Origin of the sequence: Nocardioides guangzhouensis, from assembly GCF_004519545.1 — a bacterium.
GTDB classification, from domain to species: Bacteria; Actinomycetota; Actinomycetes; order Propionibacteriales; family Nocardioidaceae; genus Nocardioides; species Nocardioides guangzhouensis.
Map to the genome: position 1 here is coordinate 34,077 of NZ_SDKM01000008.1, position 23,210 is coordinate 57,286.

Annotated in this window: 25 protein-coding genes; 15 read left to right on the plus strand and 10 right to left on the minus strand. The window is 72.1% G+C overall.

The window, feature by feature from the left end:
- Positions 1 to 5: 5 nt before the first annotated feature.
- Positions 6 to 683 (minus strand): potassium channel family protein, encoded by a 678-nt coding sequence (locus EKO23_RS06980; protein ID WP_134715585.1) that lies wholly within the window; start codon positions 681 to 683, stop codon positions 6 to 8.
- Positions 684 to 735: 52 nt separating this feature from the next.
- Positions 736 to 1,386, minus strand: coding sequence for a potassium channel family protein (locus EKO23_RS06985; protein WP_425464387.1), 651 nt, complete (start codon positions 1,384 to 1,386; stop codon positions 736 to 738).
- A gap of 70 nt (positions 1,387 to 1,456) precedes the next feature.
- Between EKO23_RS06985 and EKO23_RS06990 the strand changes: the two genes are divergently transcribed.
- The 4 genes from EKO23_RS06990 to EKO23_RS25120 all read left to right on the plus strand — a co-directional run bounded on the left by EKO23_RS06990 (position 1,457) and on the right by EKO23_RS25120 (position 7,917).
- Complete coding sequence (locus EKO23_RS06990) at positions 1,457 to 3,517, plus strand: APC family permease (RefSeq protein ID WP_246050946.1); 2,061 nt, start codon at positions 1,457 to 1,459, stop codon at positions 3,515 to 3,517.
- A 4-nt stretch (positions 3,518 to 3,521) separates the two neighbouring features.
- Positions 3,522 to 4,655 (plus strand): class I SAM-dependent RNA methyltransferase, encoded by a 1,134-nt coding sequence (locus EKO23_RS06995; RefSeq protein WP_134715592.1) that lies wholly within the window; start codon positions 3,522 to 3,524, stop codon positions 4,653 to 4,655.
- A gap of 208 nt (positions 4,656 to 4,863) precedes the next feature.
- Positions 4,864 to 7,533, plus strand: coding sequence for an aconitate hydratase AcnA (gene acnA, locus EKO23_RS07000; protein ID WP_134715594.1), 2,670 nt, complete (start codon positions 4,864 to 4,866; stop codon positions 7,531 to 7,533).
- Between the two features lie 210 nt (positions 7,534 to 7,743).
- The gene (locus EKO23_RS25120) at positions 7,744 to 7,917 is read left to right on the plus strand and encodes a hypothetical protein (RefSeq protein ID WP_167880357.1); all 174 of its coding nucleotides are present in this window, start codon (positions 7,744 to 7,746) and stop codon (positions 7,915 to 7,917) included.
- Between the two features lie 24 nt (positions 7,918 to 7,941).
- Here the strand turns inward: EKO23_RS25120 and EKO23_RS07005 are convergent, their stop codons facing one another.
- Positions 7,942 to 8,493, minus strand: a complete 552-nt coding sequence (locus tag EKO23_RS07005) for a VanZ family protein (RefSeq protein WP_167880358.1) — start codon at positions 8,491 to 8,493, stop codon at positions 7,942 to 7,944.
- 43 nt (positions 8,494 to 8,536) lie between these two features.
- On the opposite strand from EKO23_RS07005, the gene EKO23_RS07010 reads away from it, so the two are divergent.
- From EKO23_RS07010 to EKO23_RS07025, 4 genes are read left to right on the plus strand one after another with little or no spacing between them, the layout of a single operon-like run.
- Positions 8,537 to 9,304 carry a phosphatase PAP2 family protein gene (locus EKO23_RS07010; protein WP_167880359.1) on the plus strand — a complete coding sequence of 256 codons (768 nt, stop codon included), beginning with the start codon at positions 8,537 to 8,539 and terminating at the stop codon, positions 9,302 to 9,304.
- A 13-nt stretch (positions 9,305 to 9,317) separates the two neighbouring features.
- Positions 9,318 to 9,722 carry a secondary thiamine-phosphate synthase enzyme YjbQ gene (locus EKO23_RS07015; RefSeq protein ID WP_175582671.1) on the plus strand — a complete coding sequence of 135 codons (405 nt, stop codon included), beginning with the start codon at positions 9,318 to 9,320 and terminating at the stop codon, positions 9,720 to 9,722.
- Between the two features lie 51 nt (positions 9,723 to 9,773).
- Complete coding sequence (locus tag EKO23_RS07020) at positions 9,774 to 10,079, plus strand: MTH1187 family thiamine-binding protein (RefSeq protein ID WP_134715600.1); 306 nt, start codon at positions 9,774 to 9,776, stop codon at positions 10,077 to 10,079.
- Positions 10,076 to 10,693, plus strand: coding sequence for a thioredoxin-like domain-containing protein (locus EKO23_RS07025; RefSeq protein ID WP_134715602.1), 618 nt, complete (start codon positions 10,076 to 10,078; stop codon positions 10,691 to 10,693). Before EKO23_RS07020 ends, EKO23_RS07025 begins: the two co-directional genes overlap by 4 nt.
- A 7-nt stretch (positions 10,694 to 10,700) precedes the next feature.
- Here the strand turns inward: EKO23_RS07025 and EKO23_RS07030 are convergent, their stop codons facing one another.
- Both EKO23_RS07030 and EKO23_RS07035 read right to left on the minus strand, forming a co-directional pair.
- Positions 10,701 to 11,453 (minus strand): hypothetical protein, encoded by a 753-nt coding sequence (locus tag EKO23_RS07030; protein ID WP_134715604.1) that lies wholly within the window; start codon positions 11,451 to 11,453, stop codon positions 10,701 to 10,703.
- Positions 11,450 to 11,680 (minus strand): hypothetical protein, encoded by a 231-nt coding sequence (locus tag EKO23_RS07035; RefSeq protein WP_134715606.1) that lies wholly within the window; start codon positions 11,678 to 11,680, stop codon positions 11,450 to 11,452. Before EKO23_RS07035 ends, EKO23_RS07030 begins: the two co-directional genes overlap by 4 nt.
- Positions 11,681 to 11,744: 64 nt before the next feature.
- Here EKO23_RS07035 and EKO23_RS07040 point away from each other — a divergent pair, with 64 nt between their 5' ends.
- Together EKO23_RS07040 and EKO23_RS07045 are read left to right on the plus strand one after the other, a co-directional pair.
- Complete coding sequence (locus EKO23_RS07040) at positions 11,745 to 12,332, plus strand: GNAT family N-acetyltransferase (RefSeq protein ID WP_134715608.1); 588 nt, start codon at positions 11,745 to 11,747, stop codon at positions 12,330 to 12,332.
- Between the two features lie 32 nt (positions 12,333 to 12,364).
- Entirely contained in the window at positions 12,365 to 12,730 is a 366-nt protein-coding gene (locus EKO23_RS07045) for a hypothetical protein (protein ID WP_134715610.1), read from the plus strand.
- A gap of 148 nt (positions 12,731 to 12,878) precedes the next feature.
- Here EKO23_RS07045 and EKO23_RS07050 read toward each other — a convergent pair whose 3' ends face one another.
- A complete protein-coding gene (locus EKO23_RS07050; protein ID WP_134715611.1) occupies positions 12,879 to 13,349 on the minus strand; it encodes a nitroreductase family deazaflavin-dependent oxidoreductase in 471 nt (156 codons plus the stop codon).
- An 89-nt stretch (positions 13,350 to 13,438) separates the two neighbouring features.
- Between EKO23_RS07050 and EKO23_RS07055 the strand changes: the two genes are divergently transcribed.
- From EKO23_RS07055 to EKO23_RS07065, 3 genes are all read left to right on the plus strand, one after another.
- Positions 13,439 to 13,870: an NUDIX domain-containing protein gene (locus EKO23_RS07055; RefSeq protein ID WP_134715613.1), complete on the plus strand. Its 432-nt coding sequence runs from the start codon at positions 13,439 to 13,441 to the stop codon at positions 13,868 to 13,870.
- 130 nt (positions 13,871 to 14,000) lie between these two features.
- Positions 14,001 to 15,905: a 1-deoxy-D-xylulose-5-phosphate synthase gene (gene dxs, locus EKO23_RS07060; protein WP_134715615.1), complete on the plus strand. Its 1,905-nt coding sequence runs from the start codon at positions 14,001 to 14,003 to the stop codon at positions 15,903 to 15,905.
- A gap of 34 nt (positions 15,906 to 15,939) precedes the next feature.
- Entirely contained in the window at positions 15,940 to 17,172 is a 1,233-nt protein-coding gene (locus tag EKO23_RS07065) for a gluzincin family metallopeptidase (protein WP_134715617.1), read from the plus strand.
- 8 nt (positions 17,173 to 17,180) lie between these two features.
- Here EKO23_RS07065 and EKO23_RS07070 read toward each other — a convergent pair whose 3' ends face one another.
- Positions 17,181 to 18,008: a hypothetical protein gene (locus tag EKO23_RS07070; protein WP_134715619.1), complete on the minus strand. Its 828-nt coding sequence runs from the start codon at positions 18,006 to 18,008 to the stop codon at positions 17,181 to 17,183.
- A 144-nt stretch (positions 18,009 to 18,152) separates the two neighbouring features.
- Here EKO23_RS07070 and EKO23_RS07075 point away from each other — a divergent pair, with 144 nt between their 5' ends.
- Complete coding sequence (locus EKO23_RS07075; protein ID WP_134715621.1) at positions 18,153 to 18,512, plus strand: spore germination protein GerW family protein; 360 nt, start codon at positions 18,153 to 18,155, stop codon at positions 18,510 to 18,512.
- 3 nt (positions 18,513 to 18,515) lie between these two features.
- On the opposite strand, the gene EKO23_RS07080 is transcribed toward EKO23_RS07075, so the two are convergent.
- Positions 18,516 to 18,713: a hypothetical protein gene (locus EKO23_RS07080; protein ID WP_134715623.1), complete on the minus strand. Its 198-nt coding sequence runs from the start codon at positions 18,711 to 18,713 to the stop codon at positions 18,516 to 18,518.
- Between the two features lie 222 nt (positions 18,714 to 18,935).
- Positions 18,936 to 19,313 (minus strand): cupin domain-containing protein, encoded by a 378-nt coding sequence (locus tag EKO23_RS07085; RefSeq protein WP_134715625.1) that lies wholly within the window; start codon positions 19,311 to 19,313, stop codon positions 18,936 to 18,938.
- Positions 19,314 to 19,405: 92 nt separating this feature from the next.
- Here EKO23_RS07085 and EKO23_RS07090 point away from each other — a divergent pair, with 92 nt between their 5' ends.
- Complete coding sequence (locus EKO23_RS07090; protein WP_134715627.1) at positions 19,406 to 20,908, plus strand: amino acid permease; 1,503 nt, start codon at positions 19,406 to 19,408, stop codon at positions 20,906 to 20,908.
- An 11-nt stretch (positions 20,909 to 20,919) separates the two neighbouring features.
- Here EKO23_RS07090 and EKO23_RS07095 read toward each other — a convergent pair whose 3' ends face one another.
- Entirely contained in the window at positions 20,920 to 23,175 is a 2,256-nt protein-coding gene (locus EKO23_RS07095) for a glycoside hydrolase family 31 protein (RefSeq protein ID WP_217702514.1), read from the minus strand.
- Positions 23,176 to 23,210: the final 35 nt, after the last annotated feature.

Here is a 23,210-nt window from a genome sequence, read left to right on the forward strand (position 1 = left end):
GCCGGCTACGCGTGGCCGGGGTGCGCGGTGGGCGCGAGCATCCGCTCGAGCTCCTCCTCGATGTCCGCGGAGACCACGAACAGCAGCTCGTCGCCGGCCTCGATCGGCTGCTCGGCGTCGGGCACGTAGACCTGGCCGTCGCGGAGGATCGTCACGAGCGCGCAGTTCTCCGGCCAGGGGACCAGCCCGGTCGGCTTGCCGACGTACGGCGAGTCGTCGGGGAGGGTCATCTCGACCAGGTTGGCGTTGCCCTGCCGGAAGGTGAACAGCCGGACCAGGTCGCCGACCGTGACCGCCTCCTCGACCAGCGCGGACATGATCCGCGGGGTCGACACGTTGACGTCGACGCCCCAGGCCTCGGTGAACAGCCACTCGTTGTTGGGGTGGTTGACCCGGCCCACGGTGCGGGGCACGCCGAACTCGGTCTTGGCCAGCAGCGAGGTGACCAGGTTGGCCTTGTCGTCGCCGGTCGCGGCGATGACCACGTCGCAGTGCTGGAGCCGGGCCTCCTCGAGGGAGGACAGCTCGCAGGAGTCGGCCAGCAGCCACTCGGCGTTGGGCACCCGCTCGGGCTTGATCGACTCGGCGTCCTTGTCGATGAGCAGGACCTCGTGGCCGTTGTCGATGAGCTCCCGGGCAATCGACCGGCCCACGGCGCCGGCCCCGGCGATGGCGACTCTCACGTGGCGCCCCCGGGGTGAGGCGAGCGCAGCGAGTGTCGGCTTGGGGTGTGTCTCATGCGTGGTCCTCCGGACCCTTCTCGATCACGGCGTAGGCGTGGCCGGCGTTCTCCTCGCGCATCACGAGGTGCAGCAGGTCGCCCTCCTGGATGACGGTCTCGCGGGTGGGCAGCATGCCCTCACCGAGCCGGTCGATCCAGGCGATCCGGCTCTTCGTCTCGATCTGGAGGTCGATGGTGCGGTGACCGACCCACACGTCGGGAACCGGCACCTGGTCGACCCGGATCGTGCCGGACGGGTCGCGGAAGTCCGGCTCGGCGCCGGCCGGCAGGATCCGGCGCAGCACCTGGTCGGCGGTCCACTTCACGGTCGCGACGGTGGTGATCCCGAGCCGCTGGTAGACCTCGGCGCGGCCGGGGTCGTAGATCCGGGCGACGACCTGCTGGATGCCGAACGTCTCGCGGGCGACCCGCGCCGCGATGATGTTGGAGTTGTCGCCGCTGGAGACCGCCGCGAACGCGTCCGCACGCTGGATGCCGGCCTTGGTCAGCACCGCCTGGTCGAAGCCGTACCCGGTCACCTTGTCACCGTTGAACGACGGGCCGAGCCGCCGGAAGGCGTCCGGGTTGTTGTCGATCACGGCCACGGTGTGGTTGCGGTCCTCGAGGCTGCGGGCGAGCGTGGAACCAACGCGGCCACAGCCCATGATCACGACATGCACAGCGCAGACGCTACCGCAGCGTCACGCGGCCGGTTCGTGGACTAGCCTGCTCGTCGTGGGTGTCGGCGACGTATCGAAACGGATCCTGCTCGGGCGCAAGCTCCGTTCCTCACAGCTGGGCGAGACCCTGCTGTCGAAGCGCATCGCGCTACCCGTCTTCGCCTCCGACGCCCTGTCGTCCGTCGCCTACGCCCCGGACGAGATCTTCATCATGCTCGGGGTGGCCGGGGCCTCGGCCTACGTGTGGTCCTGGAAGATCGGCCTGGCCGTCGCCCTCGTGATGTTGACGGTGGTCGCGTCCTACCGCCAGACCGTGCACGCCTACCCCAGCGGCGGCGGGGACTACGAGGTCGCGACCGTCAACCTGGGCCGGAACGCCGGGGTCACCGTGGCGAGCGCGCTGCTGGTCGACTACGTGCTGACGGTGGCGGTGTCGATCTCGTCCGCCGCCCAGTACGCCGCCGGGGCCATCCCTTCCCTGATCGGGCACGAGGCGACCGTGGCCACCGCCGCGGTGATCCTGCTGACCGCGGCCAACCTGCGTGGTGTGCGGGAGTCGGGCAGCTTCTTCGCGGTCCCGACGTACCTCTTCATGATCGCGATCCTCGGCATGTGCGCCTACGGCCTGGTCCGTCTGGCCGCGGGTGACCTCCCCGACGCCGAGAGCGCGGTGCTGGACATCGTCCCGGCCCCCGGCTGGGAGGAGCCCCTGAGCCAGGTCGCCCTGCTGTTCCTGCTGGCGCGGGCGTTCTCGTCCGGCTGTGCCGCGCTGACCGGTGTCGAGGCGATCTCCAACGGCGTGCCGGCGTTCCGCAAGCCGAAGTCGCGGAACGCCGCCACCACCTTGCTGCTGCTGGGCCTGATCGCGATCTCGATGATGATGAGCGTCATCGTGCTCGCCAACCAGATGAGCATCCGCTACGTCGACCCGCACCACCTCGACCGCCTGACCCAGGCCAACGGCGGCCCGCTCCCCAACGACTACGAGCAGCACCCGGTGATCTCGCAGATCGCCAACGGCGTGTTCGACCAGTTCCCGCCCGGCTTCTACTTCGTGGTCACCGTGACCGGCGTGATCCTGGTGCTGGCCGCGAACACCGCGTTCAACGGGTTCCCGGTGCTCGGGTCGATCCTGGCCAAGGACGGCTTCGCGCCGCGGGCGCTGGGCTCGCGCGGCGACCGGCTCGCCTACAGCAACGGCATCGTGTTCCTGGCGGTCATGGCGATCATCCTGATCCAGATCTTCGACGCCGAGACCACCCGGCTGATCCAGCTCTACATCGTCGGCGTCTTCGTGTCGTTCAACCTCAGCCAGCTCGGGATGATCCGGCACTGGACCCGCCACCTCGTCACCGAGACCGACCCGCAGGTGCGGCGGCGCATGCAGCGGTCGCGGATGATCAACACGTTCGGCCTGGCGATGACAGCGGTGGTCCTCGCGATCGTGCTCGTCACGAAGTTCCTGGCCGGGGCCTGGATCACGATCCTCGCCATGGTGGTGTTCTTCGCGATCATGAAGGGCATCCGCAAGCACTACGACCTCGTCGAGGACGAGCTCGCCGCCGACGACCAGGACAAGGTGCTGCCGACTCGCGTGCACGCGATCGTGCTCGCCTCCAAGCTGCACAAGCCGACGCTGCGGGCGCTGGCGTTCGCGAAGGCCACCCGGCCCAACGTGCTCGAGGCGGTCTACGTCGGGATCGACCAGGAGGCCACCAGCCGGTTGCTCGCCGAGTGGGACGAGCGCGGCATCGACGTGCCGCTCAAGGTCCTGCACTCGCCGTACCGCGAGATCATCAAGCCGATCGTCCAGTACGCCGCCGAGATCCGCCGGGCCAACCCGCGCGGCGTGGTCGCGGTCTACATCCCGGAGTACGTCGTGGGCCGCTGGTGGGAGCAGCTCCTGCACAACCAGACCGCGCTGCGGCTCAAGGGGCGGCTGCTGTTCACCCCGGGCGTGATGGTCACCTCCGTGCCCTACCAGCTGCGCTCGTCCCAGGCTGCGCTCAAGCGGGAGGCGCGCGAGGACCTGCGCTCGCGGGCGGGCGACGTCCGGAGGGGCGCCTCACGCAGTGCCACGGCCATCCGCGACCGCGACCACCGCGACCTCGACTGACCCGATGGCCCGCAACCCGCGCCAGCGCCAGCCCCGCGGCGAGTCGGTGGTCGGCCACCGCTTCACCGTGACGGTCGGGCCCGTCGCCCACGGCGGCCACTGCGTCGCCCGGGTCTCCGAGGCGGGCGACCGGGTGGTGTTCGTCCGGCACGCCCTGCCCGGCGAGGAGGTCCTCGTCGAGATCACCGAGGGCACCGAGGGCGACCGGTTCTGGCGCGGTGACGCGGTCGCCGTGCACTCCGCGAGCCCCGACCGGGTGCCGCCGCCGTGCCCGTACGCCGGCCCCGGGCTCTGCGGCGGCTGCGACTTCCAGCACGTCGCGCTGCCGACCCAGCGGGAGCTGAAGGCGGCCGTGGTCCGCGAGCAGCTGGCCCGCCTCGCGCGCCTGGAGGTCGACGTCGAGGTGGAGCCGGTGCCCGGCGACACGGACGGCCTGGGCTGGCGCACCCGGATGGAGTACGCCGCCACCCGCGACGGCCTCCGGGGGATGCGCAAGCACCGCTCCCGCGAGGTGGTGGCGATCGACCGGTGCCTGATCGCGCACCCGGACGCCGTCGAGCTGCCGGCACCGGGCGTGCGGACCGAGCAGGTGCTCGATCGGCGCTACCGGGTCTCGGCCAACGGGTTCTGGCAGGTGCACCCGGGGGCGCCCTCGACGCTGGTTGCCACGGTGCTCGACCAGCTCGCGCCGCGGCCCGGCGAGCGGGTGCTGGACCTCTACGCCGCCGTCGGCCTGTTCGCCGGGTTCCTCGGGGACCGGGTCGGGGACTCCGGCCGGGTGGTCGCGGTCGAGGGCGACAAGACGGCCTGCCGGCACGCCCGCGAGAACCTCTCCGACCTGCCGCACGCCGAGGTGGCCGTGGGCAGCGTCGACCGCGTCCTCGCGTCGTCGTACGACGAGCCGTTCGACCTGGTCGTCCTCGACCCGCCCCGCGAAGGAGCCCGGCGCACGGTCGTCCAGCAGGTCGTGGACCGCCGCCCGCGCGCCGTCGCGTACGTCGCCTGCGACCCGGCCGCGCTCGCCCGCGACCTCGCCACCTTCGCCGAGCTCGGCTACCGGCTCATCTCGCTGCGGGCCTTCGACCTGTTCCCGATGACGCACCACGTCGAGTGCGTCGCCCTGGTCGAGCCCGCCTGACCGGTCCGGGTGGTTGAGGAGCGAGCGTCTCGAAACCACCCGATCGCCAGCGACGCCGCGGGGGTGTCGCTCCCGAAGTACGTCGACATCGTGTATCTTGATATCAAGAGATATGCCCGCACTGCCGCGACCGCGGACCGCGCCTTTCCCGCCCGCGGACACGACGGCAAGATGGGCGACGTACCCGACCCTCGAGGAGATGCGGCTGATGGCCAGTCAGGACAGCTTCGGTGCGAAGAGCACCTTGGACGTGGACGGGAAGTCCTACGAGATCTTCCGCCTCGACGCGGTGACGGGGGAGGGGCTGGACGTCGCGTCGCTGCCGTACAGCCTGAAGGTGCTCCTCGAGAACCTGCTGCGCACCGAGGACGGCGCGGACATCACCGCCGACGACATCAAGGCGCTCGCCGGCTGGGACGCCGACGCCGAGCCCGACAAGGAGATCCAGTTCACGCCGGCGCGCGTGATCATGCAGGACTTCACCGGCGTCCCCTGCGTCGTCGACCTCGCCACCATGCGCGAGGCGATGGAGGAGCTCGGCGGCGACCCGTCGAAGATCAACCCGCTGGCGCCGGCCGAGATGGTCATCGACCACTCCGTCATCGCCGACGTGTTCGGCACCCCGGAGGCGTTCGAGAAGAACGTCGAGATCGAGTACGAGCGCAACCGCGAGCGCTACCAGTTCCTGCGCTGGGGCCAGGGCGCCTTCGACGACTTCAAGGTCGTCCCGCCCGGCACCGGCATCGTGCACCAGGTGAACATCGAGCACCTGGCCCGCACGATCTTCACCCGTGAGGTGGACGGCGAGCTGCTGGCCTACCCCGACACCTGCGTCGGCACCGACTCGCACACGACGATGGTCAACGGCATCGGCGTGGTCGGCTGGGGCGTCGGCGGCATCGAGGCCGAGGCCGCGATGCTCGGCCAGCCGGTGTCGATGCTGATCCCGCGCGTGGTCGGCTTCAAGCTCTCCGGCGACCTGCCCGAGGGCTCGACCGCCACCGACCTCGTGCTCACGATCACCGAGATGCTGCGCAAGCACGGCGTGGTCGGCAAGTTCGTCGAGTTCTACGGCCCCGGCGTCTCCGCGCTGCCGCTGGCCAACCGGGCCACCATCGGCAACATGAGCCCGGAGTTCGGCTCGACGATCGCGGTCTTCCCGATCGACGAGGAGACCACGAAGTACCTCGAGCTCACCGGTCGCCCGGCCGAGCAGCTCGCGTTGGTCGAGGCGTACGCGAAGGAGCAGGGCCTCTGGCACGACCCGGACGCCGAGCCCCGTTACTCCGAGAAGCTCGAGCTCGACCTGGCCACCGTCGTCCCGTCGCTGGCCGGCCCGAAGCGCCCGCAGGACCGGGTGGAGGTCAGCAAGGCCGCCACCGAGTTCGACAAGGCGCTGGCCGACTACACCGACGACAAGGACGCCACCGCGACCTTGTCGCTCGACGGCCAGGAGCTCGAGATCGGGCACGGTGCGGTGACCATCGCCGCCATCACCTCGTGCACGAACACCTCCAACCCGAGCGTGATGATCGGCGCGGCGCTGCTGGCCAAGAACGCCGTCGACAAGGGACTGGCCCGCAAGCCGTGGGTCAAGACCACGCTCGCGCCCGGCTCCAAGGTGGTCTCCGACTACTACGAGCGCGCCGGCCTCACGCCGTACCTCGACAAGCTCGGGTTCAACCTCGTCGGCTACGGCTGCACCACCTGCATCGGCAACTCCGGCCCGCTCATCCCCGAGGTGTCCGCGGCCGTCAACGAGGCCGACCTGGCGGTCACCTCGGTGCTCTCCGGCAACCGCAACTTCGAGGGCCGGATCAACCCCGACGTGAAGATGAACTACCTGGCCTCGCCGCCGCTGGTCGTCGCCTACGCGCTGGCCGGCTCGATGAAGGTCGACCTGTTCAACGACCCGCTGGGCAAGGACACCGACGGCAACGACGTGTTCCTCAAGGACATCTGGCCCTCGCCGGCTGAGGTCGAGGCGACCATCGCCGAGGCGATCAACTCCGACATGTTCGGCTCGTCCTACACCGACGTCTTCCAGGGCGACGAGCGCTGGCAGACGCTGCCGACCCCCAAGGGCGACACCTTCGCCTGGGACGTCGACTCGACGTACGTCCGCCGCGCGCCGTACTTCGACGGCATGCCCGACGACCCGGAGCCGGTCACGGACATCGAGGGCGCGCGGGTGCTGCTGAAGCTCGGCGACTCGGTCACCACCGACCACATCTCGCCGGCGGGCGCGATCAAGAAGGACAGCCCGGCCGGGAAGTACCTCGCCGAGCACGGCGTGGAGCAGCGGGACTTCAACTCCTACGGTTCGCGCCGTGGCAACCACGAGGTGATGATCCGGGGCACGTTCGCCAACATCCGGCTGCGCAACCAGCTCGCGCCGGGCACCGAGGGGGGCGTCACCCGCGACTTCACCCGGGACGGCGAGGTCACCACGGTGTTCGAGGCCTCCGAGAACTACCTCGCCGACGGCACCCCGCTGGTGGTGCTCGCCGGCAAGGAGTACGGCTCAGGCTCGTCGCGTGACTGGGCGGCCAAGGGCACCGCGCTGCTCGGCGTGAAGGCCGTGATCGCGGAGTCCTACGAGCGGATCCACCGGTCGAACCTGATCGGCATGGGCGTGCTGCCGCTGCAGTTCCCCCAGGGCGAGACCGCTGGGTCGCTGGGCCTGACCGGCGAGGAGACCTTCTCGATCACCGGCGTCACCGAGCTGAACGAGGGGCACACCCCCAAGACGGTCAAGGTGAAGGCCGGCGACAAGGAGTTCGACGCCACCGTCCGGATCGACACCCCGGGCGAGGCCAGCTACTACCGCAACGGCGGGATCATGCAGTACGTCCTGCGCGGCCTGCTCAAGGGCTGACCGCCCGCTCGCACCCGACGGCCCGTCGTCCACCCCGGACGGCGGGCCGTCGGCGTCCCCGCAGCGGTGTCCGCAGCGGTGTCCGCAGCAGGGTCGGCAGCTGGGTCGGCAACCGACCCCGCCAGCAGGTCGGGAACGGTTCAGACGTCCTTTGCGGACCGCGACCCCTCGCGCGGATACTCGATGTGGAGGGATGGAGGAGGAGCTGTCGTGGACAAGGTGAAGGCCGTCCTGCTCTGGCCGGTCCGGACGATCTGGCACCTGCGTGCGCTGGTGAAGGACGCGGACCACGACGAGTGGCTCGACTCGCACCAGGACGAGCAGCGCAGGAAGGGTCCGGACGCCGGCAGGATCATCCGCGGCGGGCCGGGCGGCGGCTCGTAGGAGGCCGTGGCTCCGGCGTCCGGCTCAGCGGCGGGTGACCCGGGCCCCCAGGCCGAGCACCGCGGCCACCAGGACCCCGGCCCCGAACCCGATCAGCGCGCCGGTCGCGTTGTCGACCACATCGGTCACGTCGCACGCCCGGTCCAGCCGGGTCAGCTCGAGCTGGATGCGCTCGATCAGGGCCGAGTAGCCGACCAGGAGCGCCAGGCCGGGGAGAGCCAGCCATGCCCGGCCGCGGCGCACTGTCGCGATCGCCAGCAGGAAGCCGGCCGGCACGAAGAGCGCGGTGTTGAGCATCCGCTGGCCGCCGCTGAAGATCCAGAACCCTTCCGGCGCGGGACCGCCGTAGTCCCACGAGCACGCGGTCTGCGCCTCCTCGGCCGCGATCCAGCCGGGCGCGCCGTGCGCCGGAACGAGCGTGACCAGGCCGATCACCACCAGCGACCAGGTGAGCGCGGCCAGCACCCACGGGGTGGCCACCCCCGCCGCGCGCAGCAGGAACCCGAGCAGCACGCAGGCCAGGCCGGCCACCACGGCACCGAGCAGCATCACCCCGGGCCCGCCGACGTTCACCATTTCTCCGACACTAGCGAGGCGACGGAACGGGTACATGGGCGGGATGCAGCCCTCCTCCGTCGACTCCGTCGACCCTGTCGACCCTCTCGGGTCCCGCCACGAGGCCGCGCCCTCGCGCCGGGGCGTCGCGCGCACCGCCGTACTGCTGGTCCTGGTGTGGGCCGGCCTGCTGGCGCTGGTCGCCGCGCTCGGCTGGGCGATCACCCATGCGTGGCAGGCGTCGGTGGACCCGTGGGACAACGACATCTCGCGCTGGTTCGCCCGGCACCGGACCTCCGCCCTCGACGGCCCGGCAGACGTCGGCACCTTGCTCGGCGACACCGTCCCGGCATTCGCGCTGGGCGCGGTCGTGGTGGCGGGGATCGCGGTGTGGCGGCGGACCTGGCGGCCGGTCGTGTTCTTCGGGCTGCTCGCCGCCGGGATGGGCGCGCTGTACTCGGTGGTGACGCGGGTCGACCCGCGCGACAGACCGCCGGTGCGGATCCTCGACGGCGGGCTGGTGCCCGACCACAGCTTCCCGTCGGGACACGTGGGCACGGCGACCGCGGTGTACGGCGGGATCGTGGTGCTCGCGTGGGTGTACGCCCGGCACGCCCGCCCCTGGGTGGCGCCGCTGCTCCTGCTCCCGCCGCTGGTGCTGCTGGCCCGGCTCTACCAGGGCGCGCACCACCTGACCGACGTGCTCACCAGCCTGGTCTACGGCACTGCGTGGCTGGCGACGCTCTCCGTGCTGCTGCTCGCCGGTGTGGTCCGTGACGGGGTGGATCGCGACGGGGTGGATCGCGACGGGGTGGATCGCGACGGGACGTGACAGGCTGGGCGGCATGCGCAGCGAGACCAGGAGCTACCGGACCGGCGACCGCGACACGGTGCTCGACCTCACCCGCGACTGCGCGACCTTCGTGGCCGACGAGGTCGACGGGCTGCTGCACGTGTTCGTCCCGCACGCCACTGCCGGTCTCGCGATTCTCGAGACCGGCGCCGGAAGCGACGACGACCTGCTGGCGGCGCTCGACGACCTGCTGCCCGCCGACGACCGGTGGCGGCACCGGCACGGCAGCCCCGGCCACGGACGTGCGCACGTGATGCCCGCCCTCGTGCCGCCGTACGCCTCGATCCCGGTGCTCGACGGCCGCCTCGCCCTCGGCACCTGGCAGAGCATCTGCCTCGTGGACCTCAACGTCGACAACCCCGATCGCGAGGTGCGGTTCTCCTTCCTCGCCGGCTGAGTCCGCAAGACCTGGCCGCTCGGTGCTTCGGGGCTGGATAGGGTCGCTCCCATGATCGTGGCGTTCAGCATCTCGCCCATGGCCGGCGACGACACCGGGTCGGTGACCGAGGCGGTGGCCGCCGCTGTGCGCGTGGTCCGCGAGTCGGGACTCCCCAACGAGACCAACGCGATGTTCACCAACATCGAGGGGGAGTGGGACGAGGTGATGGCGGTGGTCAAGCGCGCCGTCGACGTGGTCGCCGAGGCCTCCCCGCGGGTGGGGCTGGTGCTGAAGGCCGACATCCGGCCCGGGTACGACGGGCAGCTGACCGCGAAGGTGCAGCGGATCGAGGAGACGCTGGCGGCCGAGGCATGAGCCGGCAGCGGCTCGGGCTGCTGCTGGCGGTGCTGGCCGCGGTCGCGGTCGTCGCGCTCGCGCTGGCCGTCCCGCGGCTCGGGGACGACGACGAGGACCCGGCGACCTCCGCGCAGGGCGGTGACGCGTCGGGGAGCGCCGCCGGGACCGAGGAGCCCGACCCGACCAGCGGGCTCGACCAGGTCCGGCAGTACGACGTCGGCGAGGTCGTGCACACCGAGGACCAGGTCTCCTACACCCAGGCGCCGCCGGTCGGCGGGGACCACGCGAACGAGTGGCTCCAGTGCGGTCGGTACGACGAGCCGGTGCGCGAGGAGAACATGGTGCACTCGCTCGAGCACGGCACCGTCTGGATCACCTATCGCCCGGGTCTGCCGGCCGCGGACCTCCGGGCGCTCGCGGACGTTCTCCCGGCCAAGGGTGTGCTCTCGCCGTACGCCGACCAGTCCGCGCCGGTCGTCGTCACCGTCTGGAACACCCAGCTCCGCCTGGCCGGAGCCGACGACCAGCGGCTCGACGAGTTCGTGGCGACGTACGGCGACGGCGGCACCTCGCCGGAGCCGTTCGCCTCCTGCGAGGGTGGCGGCGAACGGCTCGAGTCCGAGGACGGCTGACCGAGAGTCAGGGCAGCCGCTCGGTCAGTGGGGTCGCGTCGGCGCCGTCGAGGCCGGCGGCCAGGTCGAGCAGCCGCGCGCGGGTGGCGTCGCCGGCCGCGGCCAGCACGGCTGCCAGGTCGTCGTACGCCGACTCCCGGGCGTCGGCAGCCAGGCCCACCGCCAGCACGTCGGCGAGCCGCGCGTCCGGGAGCCGCTGCATGACGGCGTCGAGCGCGGCGACCTCCTCGGTCCACAGGGCCACGGCGAGCATCTGCTCCGCGGACGCCACCTCGACCACCTCGAGCGCGACGTCGGTGTCGACGACCGAGACGAACCGCCCCAGCGGGAGGTACTCCTCGCGCTCCAGCAGCCGCCGCCCCACGTCCACGACCGTCCGCACCGGCAGGCCGCGGATGATCGGCTCGGCCCGGACCGGGTCGAGGCGGGTGCTCACGTCGGTGAGGAAGCCCGGGCTGAGCCGGGCGGCGAGGCGGATCGCCTGCTCGGGCTCCATGACCGCGGCGACCCGAGCCCCGAGCAGCGGGCTGAACGCGACCTCGGCCACCTTGGCGGTGATCGGGGCCGGCGCGAGGTGGCTCAGCCTCGCCAGGCGCCGGAACTTCGCCTCGTGCCGCGTGTGCAGCGCCTCGGCGAGGTCGGCCCGCAGGTCGCGGATCGCGGTCGGCGGCACGTCGTGCAGGAACGCCAGCTCCCCGGGGTCGACGTCGAGCTCCGCTGCCAGCCGGCCCACCTCGGCGCGTACGGACGGGCCGGTCACGACGCGTCCTCCGGAAAGATCAGCGCCCGGGCCCGGCCACGAAGCGGGCGGGGCAGGGCCCTGACCGTGCCGTCGAGGCCGTCGGCGACGGCGGTGTCCTCGGCGGCGAACGTGGTCGCGACCAGGTCGTCGAGCGTGCCCAGGTCGGCGGGGGAGCAGGCGTCCAGGCCGGACAGACGGGAGCGTGGAACCCCGAGTCGGCCGGCCAGTGAGTCCAGCGGATCCATGCCGGTCACCGTAGCGGGCCGAAACCCGGTGGCCGCGTCCGCGCCGCTCTGTGAGGGTGGCGCCATGGAGATCCGCGTCGCCCGCCCCGAGGACGCCGCCGCCGTACGCCGCGCGGTCGCGGCCGCGTTCGGCGCCGAGACCGCGGAGCACGGCACCCAGGTGGCCGACCTCTGGGACGCGGTCGAGGCGGCCGGTCACGTGCGGGCCAGCCTGGTCGCCGACGGCGACGGCGCCGTGGTCGGCCATGTCGGGGTGAGCCACGCCTGGGTCGACGCCCGGCCGGCGCTGGTCGACGTGGCGGTCCTGGGTCCGCTCAGCGTCCGTCCGGAGGCCCAGCGCGGCGGCATCGGCACAGCGCTGGTTGCGGCCGCTGTCGAGGCGGCCCGGGGGCTCGGCGTACCGGCGATCTTCCTCGAGGGTGCGCCGCACTACTACGGAGCCCGGGGCTTCCGGAAGGCCAGTGACCTCGGGTTCGCTCCCGCGTCGGCGCGCACCCCGGACGCCGCCTTCCAGGTGGTGGTCCTCGACACCCACGAGGAGTGGATGACGGGGCGACTGGTCTACCGCGACGTGTGGTGGGTGCACGACTCGACCGGGCTGCGGGACCCGCGACTCGCGGAGCTCGAGGGGCGGTTCGGGCGAAGCTCCTGACAGTTCGAACAGGTGTTCGATAGACTGGTGGCATGCTCGTCGCCCCGCCCGGCTGGCCCGCACAGGTCCGGCCCCCCGACGCCCCCGACTGGGAGCGCACCGCGGTCAACTGGCTGCTCGACATCTGCCCGCCCGAGTACCGCTCCTATCCCGCGCTGCGCCGCCACGTGGTGGTGCTGGCCCGGTTCGCGGTGCTGCACGTGGAGGCCTGCCAGCAGTCGTGCGAGCGGGGGCTGAGCCAGGCCCGCTCCGAGCTGCGCGACGTCGCCGACGTGGACGTGGTCGAGGCCGCGGTGCAGACCTGGCACGCCGAGTCGGCCCGGCTGCTCGCCGTACGCCGCGCGGCCGGGCTGGTCGAGGAGGCGCTGCGCGGGCGTCGCTACGTGGCCCGGCTCTGACGGCCCTGTTGCGGCACGGTCGCCCTCACCGTGGCCGTGATGGATCGCGCCTTCCGACGCACCAGCAGGTGGACGTTGCTCGACATGGTGCCGCTCTCCCAGTCCCTGGCGCTGAAGGACTGACGTCCGCCGGCACCAACGGCCGGGCTCAGGCGCCCACCGGGGAGAAGACGACCACCGCGGTCGGCGTCGACCGGAGCGCGGCGTACCCGTCGAGGTTCTTGTCGACCGCGCCCCACCGGGCCCACAGCCGGTCCCGTTCGGTCCCCTCGGCGGCGCGCGACGTCACGGCCCGCGGCGGCTGTCCCTTGAGCTGCACCGTGGCCTCCGGGTGGGCCTGCAGGTTCAGCCACCAGGCCGGCTCGCCCTCGCCCCAGCCGTTCATCGCCAGCACCACCAGATCCGGGCCGTCCTCGAGGTAGCCGACGATGACCGCCCGCTCCTGCCCCGACCGCCGCCCGGTGGTGACCAGCCGCAGCGCGCCCCAGCGCAGCCGGCTCTGCGGGGTCCACAGGCCGCGCCCGCGGGTCGCGCGGAAGAACACCCGGTGCGCCTTCCAGAAGCTGGTCACGAACCAGCGCGGCGGCACCCGGGCCGGTCGTCCGCTCCGGTCTCCCATGCCCACACCTCCCCACCGGTGCGGCACACCGGCACCCGTCCATGATGCCCGGGAGCGGCCGGTCGGGGCAGGCCGCTAGCCTCACGGGGATGCAGCGCTTCTCCAGCATCGTCCTCGTGGACGCCCGCGGCTGGGTGCTGCTCCAGGAGCGCGACGAGCACCCGGTCATCGACCCGGAGATGTGGGGCTTCGTCGGCGGCCACGTCGACGACGGCGAGGAGTACCTCGCGGCGGCCTACCGCGAGCTCGCCGAGGAGACCGGCCTGCACCTCGACGGCGGCCTGGAGTGTTTCGGCGTGTTCCCGGTCCAGCACACCCACGCCGACGACCTGGACGAGCTGTCGCTGTACGTCATGCGCGCCGACCTCACCGACGACGACATCGTGCTCGGCGAGGGCCGGCAGATCGTGTTCGTCGACCCGGCCACGGTCACCGACCTGCCGCTCACGGTGGCGGCCCGGCAGGTGCTGCCGGGCTTCCTGGCCTCCGCGACGTACCGGCGGCTGGCCGCCGGTCCCTGAGGTCCGGGCCGCGGGTGTCGCGCGTTGTGGCGCGCGGGGCCCGATCACCTAGACTCGATCACTGGCCTGATCCCGGGAGTGCTCCCGCGGGCCGCGACCTGAACCGAGCCGAGCTGGAGGATCCCTGCCGATGGGCTACCTGGAGTCGATCTCGACCCCGCGTGACCTGCGTGGCCTGACCGCCGACCAGCTCGACGACCTCGCGAGCGAGATCCGCGACCGGCTGGTCGCGGTGTGCTCGAAGACCGGCGGGCACCTGGGCCCGAACCTCGGCGTGGTCGAGCTCACCCTGGCCATCCACCGGGTATTCGACTCGCCCCGCGACCGGATCGTCCTCGACACCGGCCACCAGTCCTACGTCCACAAGCTGGTCACCGGCCGGGCCGCCGGGTTCGACGGCCTGCGCAAGGAGGGCGGCCTCTCCGGCTACCCGAGCCAGCGTGAGTCCGAGCACGACATCGTCGAGAACTCCCACGCCTCGACGGCCCTGTCGTACGCCGACGGACTGGCCAAGGCCTACGCGATCCGGGGCGAGGACCGGCACGTGGTGGCGGTCATCGGAGACGGCGCGCTGACCGGCGGCATGGCCTGGGAGGCCCTCAACAACATCGCAATCGCCAGGACCAGCCGGCTGGTGATCGTGGTCAACGACAACGGCCGCTCCTACACCCCGACGGTCGGCGGGCTCGCGACCGCGCTGACCACGCTGCGCACCAACCCGCGCTACGAGCAGGTGCTCGACCTGGTGAAGCGCCGGCTGACCTCGGTCCCCGGCGTCGGCCCCGCGGCGTACGACACGCTGCACGCGATCAAGAAGGGCATGAAGGACGCGCTCGCCCCGCAGGGCCTGTTCGAGGACCTGGGGCTCAAGTACGTCGGGCCGGTCGACGGCCACGACCGTGCCGCGATGGAGCAGGCGCTGGCCCAGGCGAAGCGCTTCAACGGCCCGGTGATCGTGCACGCGCTGACCCGCAAGGGCTTCGGGTACGACGCGGCGGAGCAGCACGAGGCGGACCAGTTCCACTCGCCCGGGCCGTTCGACATCGAGACCGGCGAGGAGACCCCGAAGGGCCGGATCTGGACCGACGTGTTCTCCGAGGAGATCGTCCGGATCGGCGAGCAGCGCCAGGACGTGGTGGCGATCACGGCGGCGATGATGCACCCGGTCGGTCTCGACGCCTTCCAGCACAAGTTCCCCGAGCGCACCTTCGACGTCGGCATCGCCGAGCAGCACGCCGCCACCTCCGCGGCCGGGCTGGCGATGGGCGGCCTCCACCCGGTCGTCGCGGTCTACGCGACGTTCCTCAACCGCGCCTTCGACCAGGTCCTCATGGACGTGGCGCTGCACAAGTGCGGGGTCACCTTCGTGCTCGACCGCGCCGGTGTCACCGGCGATGACGGCGCGAGCCACAACGGCATGTGGGACATGTCCATCCTCCAGGTGGTGCCCGGGCTGCGGCTGGCCGCACCCCGCGACGCCACCCGGCTGCGCGAGCTGCTGCACGAGGCGGTCGCGGTCGATGACGCCCCGACCGTGGTGCGGTTCCCCAAGGGGCCGCCGCCGGAGGACGTCGCGGCGGTCGGCAAGGCTGGCGCCGCCGACGTGCTCGTGCGCACCGGCACCCGCGACGTGCTCGTGGTCGCGCACGGCGCGATGGCCACGACGGCCGTCGAGGTCGCCGACCGGCTGGTCGCCCAAGGCATCGGCGTGACCGTCGTCGACCCGCGGTGGGTGAAGCCGGTGGACCCGGCGATCGTCCAGCTGGCCCGCGAGCACCGGCTCGTGGTCAGCATCGAGGACAACGGCGTGGTCGGCGGCTGCGGCGCGGTGCTGCTGCAGACCCTCAACGAGGCGGGCGTCGAGACTCCGTACCGGCTGCACGGGATCCCGCAGGAGTTCCTCGACCACGCCAAGCGCGCGGCGATCCTCGACCGGATCGGCCTCTCCCCGCAGGCCCTCGCGCTCGGCATCGTCGAGGACATGACCGCGCTGGCGCACGGCTCGACGCTGGTGGATGCCGAGCAACCGGGCTGAGCCGAGGCACGGGGGCCGCCGTCCTCGGGGCGCCGTGCTGCCTGCGCTCCTCCTCGCCCTCGCGCTGCTGACCGGCCTGCTCGGCGCCTGCTCCGCACTCGAGACCGACGCCGCGCACGGCCCGACCGCCTCCGCGGACCTGAAGGGAGAGGTCCGCGCCCTGCTCCAGCGCCACGCGCGGGCGGTGCGCACCGGCGCGATGGCGATGTTCCTCGACGACGTGGACGGCTCCCGTCCGGCGTTCCACGCCCGGCAGAAGCGGTACTTCCGCAACCTGCAGGAGCTGCCCCTGGCGCGGTTCGGCTGGAAGGTCCCCGACGGCTCGGTCACCGAGACCGCCGACGGCTTGCGGGCGGTGGTCACCCAGCGCATGAAGCTGCGCGGGTACGACGCCGTACCCGTGACGACGCCGCAGGCGCTCACCTTCGTCCGCGACGACGAGGGACGGCTGCTGCTCTCCGGCGACCGCGACCCTGAGTTCGCCGAGCGGTACGGCGTCGACCCGTCGCCCTGGGACCTGGAGCGGATCCACGTCCGGGAAGGGGACGGCGTCCTCGGCATCTTCGACGCCGGCAGCCTCGACTCCGCCGACCGCACGGTCGCCGCCGTGGAGCGCGGGATCGCGGCGGTCGACGCCGAGGTGCCCCTGCCGTGGCCGGGCGCGGTGGTGGTCTACGCCCTCGGCGACCGGACGCTGATCGACTCGATCGACAACCTGCCCGGCGGCGACCCCGACCGGCTGGACGGCGTGGCGTTCCCGGTCCGGGCCAGCCCCAGCAACCGGGCGCTGGCCAGCACCCGCTTCCTGCTGCATCCGCGGATGGTCGACCGGGACGGAGAGCTGCGCGACCGGCTGATCCGGCACGAGCTCACCCACGTGGCTCTCGGCCTGCGCGACGACCGGGTGCCGACCTGGCTGTCGGAGGGGCTGGCCGAGTACGTCTCGGTGCAGCCGGTCCCGACGTACCGCCGGATGATCGCGCGGGCCGCGTTCGAGCGGGCCCGCGCCGGCGTGACCCGGCTACCGCGCAACCGCACGTTCAACGGCCCGGAGTCCGGGGCGCACTACGGCATCGCGTGGTACGCCTGCGAGTACGTCGCCGCGACGTACGGCGAGGACGCGCTGTGGCGGCTGTTCGACGCCATGCGGGCCGGTGACGGCACCCGCGAGAAGGGGCAGGACCGGGTCCTGCGCAGGGTGCTCGGCATCGACGGGCACCAGCTCGCCCGGGGTGCCGCCGACAAGATCACGGCCACCTTCGGCTGATCGCGTCGTCAGCGCCGGCGTACGACCAGCGAGGCCCCGAGGAACAGCACGCCCCACACCAGCGCGGCCACCCCGCCGGCGGAGCCCAGGCTGCCGGTGTGGTGGGGGTAGACGACGGAGACCACGCCGAGCCAGGCCGCGGACAGGGCCGGAGCCACCGCCGAGGCCCGCCAGCCGGCCGCGCGCACCCCGGCGCCGCCGGCGGTCACCAGCGCGGTGCCCGCGAGCGCCAGGCCCAGGGCCGCCTGCATCGGCAGATGACGCAGGTTCCACGTGACGTCGTCGGTCTCGCCGTCGTGCAGGGCCCGGGTCATGTCGAGGGCATAGGCGATGCCACCCACCAGCGCGACCAGCGCCAGCACGGTGAGCACGGGCTCCACCCACGAGAACAGGGCGCGCCCGCCCCCGATCGCCTGCCACCGGCGGGGCAGGTGCGGGCGTCCCGCCGCCACCACCAGCAGCAGGGCACCGACCGCGGCGAGAAACAGACCGAGGGCCAGCTGGCCCACGGACGGGGCGAGGATCGCGGCCAGCACCATGCCCAGGGACACCGCGAGGGACTGGTGGACGTGCACGAGCTGGTCGAGGTGGACGGCGAACAGGACCAGCGGCAGGGGCACCAGGAACGTGAAGAGCACCCCCCAGCCGGTCTCGAGCAGGTAGCTGTCGTAGAACCCGTCGTCCTGGGTCGGCACCACGGCGAGGTCGACCGCGCCGTAGAACATGACCGCCGACCAGAACGCGACCAGGAGCGCGCCCCACCGGGCGCCGGTCCGCCCCAGGTCGAGGTAGACCTCGTCCTGGTCCTCGGCCCCGTCGTGCTCCCGGTCCGCCATCGCTCCCTCCACGGCCCCTTCCGACTCCATCGTCGCGCCGGCCCGGGTGTCCGGCAATCACCGACACGGTGACGGTCTTCCGGCCCTGTCCCCGGCCCGCCACCCGGCGCCACCATGGGAGGTCCACCCACCCGAGGAGGAGAGATGGACGTCAGCGAGGTCCTGGAGAACGCACGCGACTCGATCACGGTCGGCCGGGTGTTCGGGGAGCCGCTCGAGCGAGCCGGGGTGACCGTGATCCCGGTGGCGAAGGTCGCCGGAGGCGGGGGAGGTGGCACCGGCCACGACGAGAACGGCGGCGACGGCGAGGGAGGTGGCTTCGGGATGACCGGGCGACCCGCCGGTGCCTTCGTGATCCGCGGCGAGCGCGTCCAGTGGCAGCCCGCCGTCGACCCGAACCGGATCGTGGCCGTCGTCGGCCTGGTCGTCGCCGCCTACCTGCTCACGCGGCCCCGGATGGTGCGGGCCCGGGCGTGGGCGGACGCGCGCCGCGGGAAGGCCTGAGCCTCACAGGTGGAAGACCCGGCGGCGCTCCGGCACGGCGGGGCGGTCGACCAGGGCCAGCGAGGCGACCGGCAGCAGGAACCAGTGCCGGCGTACGCACTGCACGCGCGCGTGCTCGACCGGGCCGTCGGTGCTCTCGAGGACGGCGCGCCACTGCACCTCGGCGAGCTCCCCGCACTCGGGGCAGGTGGTGAGGTCCATGACGCCCTCCTTCCGGTGGCTGTTCTCCGTGAAGAGGAGCGGACCCCGGTGCTGATACGGCGTACGGATGGTCCCTTCGGGCCCTTTCGCCGCCCGCACGGCCAGCCCAGGAGCACCTCGGCGAGAGCGTCGGGGAGACCCCCCACCCACGTGCTGTTCGTGGAGCTCGAGGAGGGTGCCGGCGCCACCGACGGCCCGGTCGGTCCCAGGCCGGGAGCTGGGTCAGTCGCGGCCCGCGGGCGGGTCGACGTTGACGGTCGGGGTCCCGCCGCCGGCCCGGGCGATCACCGCCACCGACACCTCGTCGGTCGGGTTGCTCTCACGGTGCACGGTGAACGCGGGCACGTGCACGAAGTCGCCGGCGACCGCGTCGACGTACCCCTCGAGACCGTCGTACTCGAGCCGCAGCACGCCGCGTACGACGTACAGGCTGGTCTCGTTCGTGTCGTGGTGGTGCCAGCCCGAGACGGCGCCGGGCTGGGTCTCGACCCTCCCCGCCCACAGCACCGGCTCCTCGAACGCGCGGGAGCGGGCCATGCCGGGCGTCGGGTCGGCCGGCTCGAGGTCGGCGCCCCGGATCACGCGGATCGGTGTGGCCATGGCACCAGTCTGGCAGGCGGCCGCTCCGATCGGCAGCGGTGCACCGCGGACCTGACTAGCCCTCCGGGCGTGACTTCAATAACGTGCCGGGCATGGACGTACTGCGCACGAAGACAGTCGAGCAGTCGATCGCCGAGACCGACGAGCCCGAACACAAGCTCAAGAAGAACCTGGGCACGCTGGACCTCATCGTCTTCGGCGTGGGCGTGATCATCGGGGCCGGGATCTTCGTCATCACCGGAACGGTGGCCGCCTCCAACGCAGGTCCGGGCATCACGATCTCGTTCGCCATCGCCGGCCTGGCCTGCGCGCTGGCCGCCCTCTGCTACGCCGAGTTCGCCTCGACCGTGCCGGTCGCGGGCAGCGCCTACACGTTCAGCTACGCCACGTTCGGCGAGCTGATCGCCTGGATCATCGGCTGGGACCTCGCGCTGGAGTTCACGATCGGGGCCGCGGCGCTGTCCACCAGCTTCTCCGGCTACTACCAGGAGGTCATGGAGGGCACCCCGTTCGAGGTGCCGACGAACCTGGGCTCCGCCGCCGACGGGGTCGTCGACCTGCCCGCGATCATCATCTCGCTGCTCGTGACGGGCGTGCTGATCGGCGGCATCAAGCTCTCCAGCGTGATCAACCAGGTCGTGGTCGCCATCAAGTTGCTGGTCGTGGCCGCGGTGATCATCTTCGGCGTCGCCCACATCGACACCGCCAACTACTCGCCGTTCATCCCGCCGTCCCAGCCCGCTCCGGACACCAGCGGCTCGTTCATGGACGCCACCCTGATCAGCACGCTGGCCGGGTACGACCCGGCCGTCTACGGGCTGGCCGGCGTCATCGCGGGTGCCTCGATCGTGTTCTTCGCGTTCATCGGCTTCGACATCGTCGCCACCACCGCCGAGGAGACCCGCAACCCGCAGCGCGATGTGCCGCGCGGCATCCTCGGCTCGCTGGCGATCGTCACCGGCCTCTACATCGTGGTCAGCCTGGTGATCACCGGCATGCAGAACTACACCGACATCGACCCCAACGACGGCGCGCCGCTCGCCACCGCGTTCGACGTCGTCGGCATGGACTGGATGGGCCGCCTGATCGCGATCGGCGCGTGCATCGGCCTGATCGTCGTGGTGATGATCCTGATGCTCGGCCAGACCCGCGTCGGCTTCGCGATGGCCCGCGACGGCCTGCTGCCGATCGGCCTGGCGAAGGTGCACCCGACGTTCGGCACGCCGTACATCTTCACCGCGATCACCGGTGTGGCGGTCGCGATCATCGGCGGTCTGGTCGACCTGGAGACGCTGGTCCACCTGGTCAGCATCGGCACGCTGTTCGCGTTCGTGCTGGTCAGCATCGGCGTGGTGATCCTGCGCCGCCAGCGGCCGGACCTGCCGCGGTCGTTCCGCACCCCGGCGGTGTACGTCGTCGCCACGGCGTCGGTGCTGCTGTGCTTCTACCTCATGCTCAACCTGACCGGCGGCACCTGGGTACGGTTCATCGTCTGGATGCTGATCGGGTTCGTCGTCTACTTCGGCTACAGCTACAAGCACAGCCGGCTCGGGAAGCGGCAGGCGGCCGAGGCGGCGGGCACCCCGACCGCCTGACCCGTCGCGGCTCAGCCCTCGGCCAGCAGGACCTCCGTCAGCGCTGCGAGGAGCGTCGGCGGGAGGTCCAGCGCCTGCAGGGTGCTGACCGTGCGGGCGGCGGCGCCGTCGTCGCGCACGACGTCGAGCACGGTCGCCTTGAGGTCCAGTCCCGTCCGGGCCCGGTCGAGGATCGCGAAGACCTGGTCCTCGACCGCGTTCGGCCGCTTCGCGAAGACCGTGACGTCGTAGCGGCGACCGACCGGGAGCGTCTCGGGGTCGCCCTCGACGTCGTGGACGGTGAGTCGCGCGGCGCCGTCGTCCCAGGTGAGCCGGGTCCGGGCCCAGCGGTCGTCGTCCCGGTCCTCGACCAGCGTGAACGCGCCGTCCGCGCCGGCGTACACCTGGACGTCGACGACCTCGGGCAGGTCGGTGCCCGCGACCGCGTCCGTCTCCGAGGCCAGCGGCAGCACGGTGCCGGCGCGCACCAGCACCGGGATCGAGTCGAGGTCACGGTGCAGCAGCAGGGTGCGCCCGCCGGTGTAGCGCAGGCCGGTGAACACGTCGACCCACTCGCCCTCGGGCAGCCAGGCCCGGACCCGGCCGAGGCCGGTGACCTCGTCGCGCGGGCTGGTGATCGGGGCGACCAGCAGGTCGGGACCGAACATGAACTGGTTCGGCACGGTGTAGGCCTCGGCCTGCTCCGGGTGGTCGTAGTACATCGGCTGCACCAGCGGCTCGCCCTCGTGCGCGCGCACGTTCATGGTCGCGAGGTAGGGCAGCAGCCGGTGCCGCAGCCGCAGGAACTGCTTCATCACCCGCTCGGAGTCGCTCGAGTAGCGCCACGGCTCGCGGGTGTTGAACGGGTTCAGACCCGAGTGCAGCCGCAGGATCGGGGAGAAGGTGCCGAGCTGAACCCACCGGGTGGCCAGCTCGTCGTCCTTGTAGCCCTTGAAGTGACCGCCGACGTCGTGGCTCCACCAGCCGTACCCGACATTGGACGCGGTCGCGGTGAACCGGGGCTGGAATTCGAGCGACTCCCAGGTGATGTGGGTGTCGCCGGAGAACCCCACGGGGTAGCGGTGGCTGCCGACGCCGGCGTACCGGGAGAACGTGAGCGGCCGGCGGCCGTCCCGGCCGGAGTCGAGGTAGTGGAAGTGGTTGAGCAGCCACAGCGGGTCGAGCCCGGGGATCCGGGTGACCCCGCCCTGCTGCCAGTCCAGCCACCAGAAGTCGACGCCCTCGGCCTCGAGCGGGTGGTGCAGCTCCTCGAAGTAGGCCTCGAGGAAGTCGGGGTCGGTCGGGTCGAACACCACCGGCGTCTCGGTGTCCGGGTCGATGCCCATCCGCCTCGCGATCGCGGCGTACGCCGACTCGTGCGCGTGCACGCCCTCCGCCGGGTGGACGTTGAGCGCCACCGACAGCCCGCGCTCGTGCAGGGCGGCCAGGAAGCCGGCCGGGTCCGGGAAGAGCTCGTTGTTCCAGGTGTAGCCGGTCCAGCCGCTGCCGTACGCCGGGTCGATGTCGACGAGGTGCCAGTCCATGTCGATGACCCCCACGGAGAACGGCACGCCCTCCTCGCGGAACCGGTCGATCAGTCCGACGTACTCGTCGTCGGTATACGGGTGGTAGCGGCTCCACCAGTTGCCGAGCGCGTGCCGGGGGAGCAGCGGGGTGGGACCGGTGAGCGCGTACAGCGCCTTCAGTCCCTGCTTGTAGTCGCGGCCGTACGCGAACACGTAGAGGTCGAGGTTGCCCTCGGTGCGGGGCGCGATCCAGCCGTCGGCGTCGAGCAGGACGGTGTCGGAGTCGTCGACCATCGCGATCCCGTTGAACGCCAGGACGCCGCCCTCCAGGTCGATCTCGCCGTCGATGTCGTCGAGCGTGCGGGCGGTGCCGCCGAGGTTCGGGGTGTCCATCCCGAAGCGCCACAGGCTGTCGTGGGAGTGGAAGCCGCCCTTGGCCCGCACCGAGAGGCCGTGCGTGGTGAACGGGCCCTTGTCGTAGGTGAGCTCGAACCGGTCGGTGCCGACCACGAGCTGGTCGCCGGTGTCGGTCACGGCGTGCTCGACCGGCCCGTTGAACGCGCGGTCGAGCACGGTCTGCGACGCCCGGTCCTCGAACCGGCCGCTGGGGCTGTACTCGAGCCGGACCAGGCCGGCATCCAGGACGGAGATGCGGTAGTGGTCCCCGGCGATGACGTTCGCCGGGTCGGCGACGGGACGGGTGGGGATCCGGAAGTGCTCGTGCACGGTCAGCCTTTCGGGGGCGAGGACGGCCGCGTCCACCCTAGGAGAGGGAGTGAGGGCGCGTCCTCATCGTG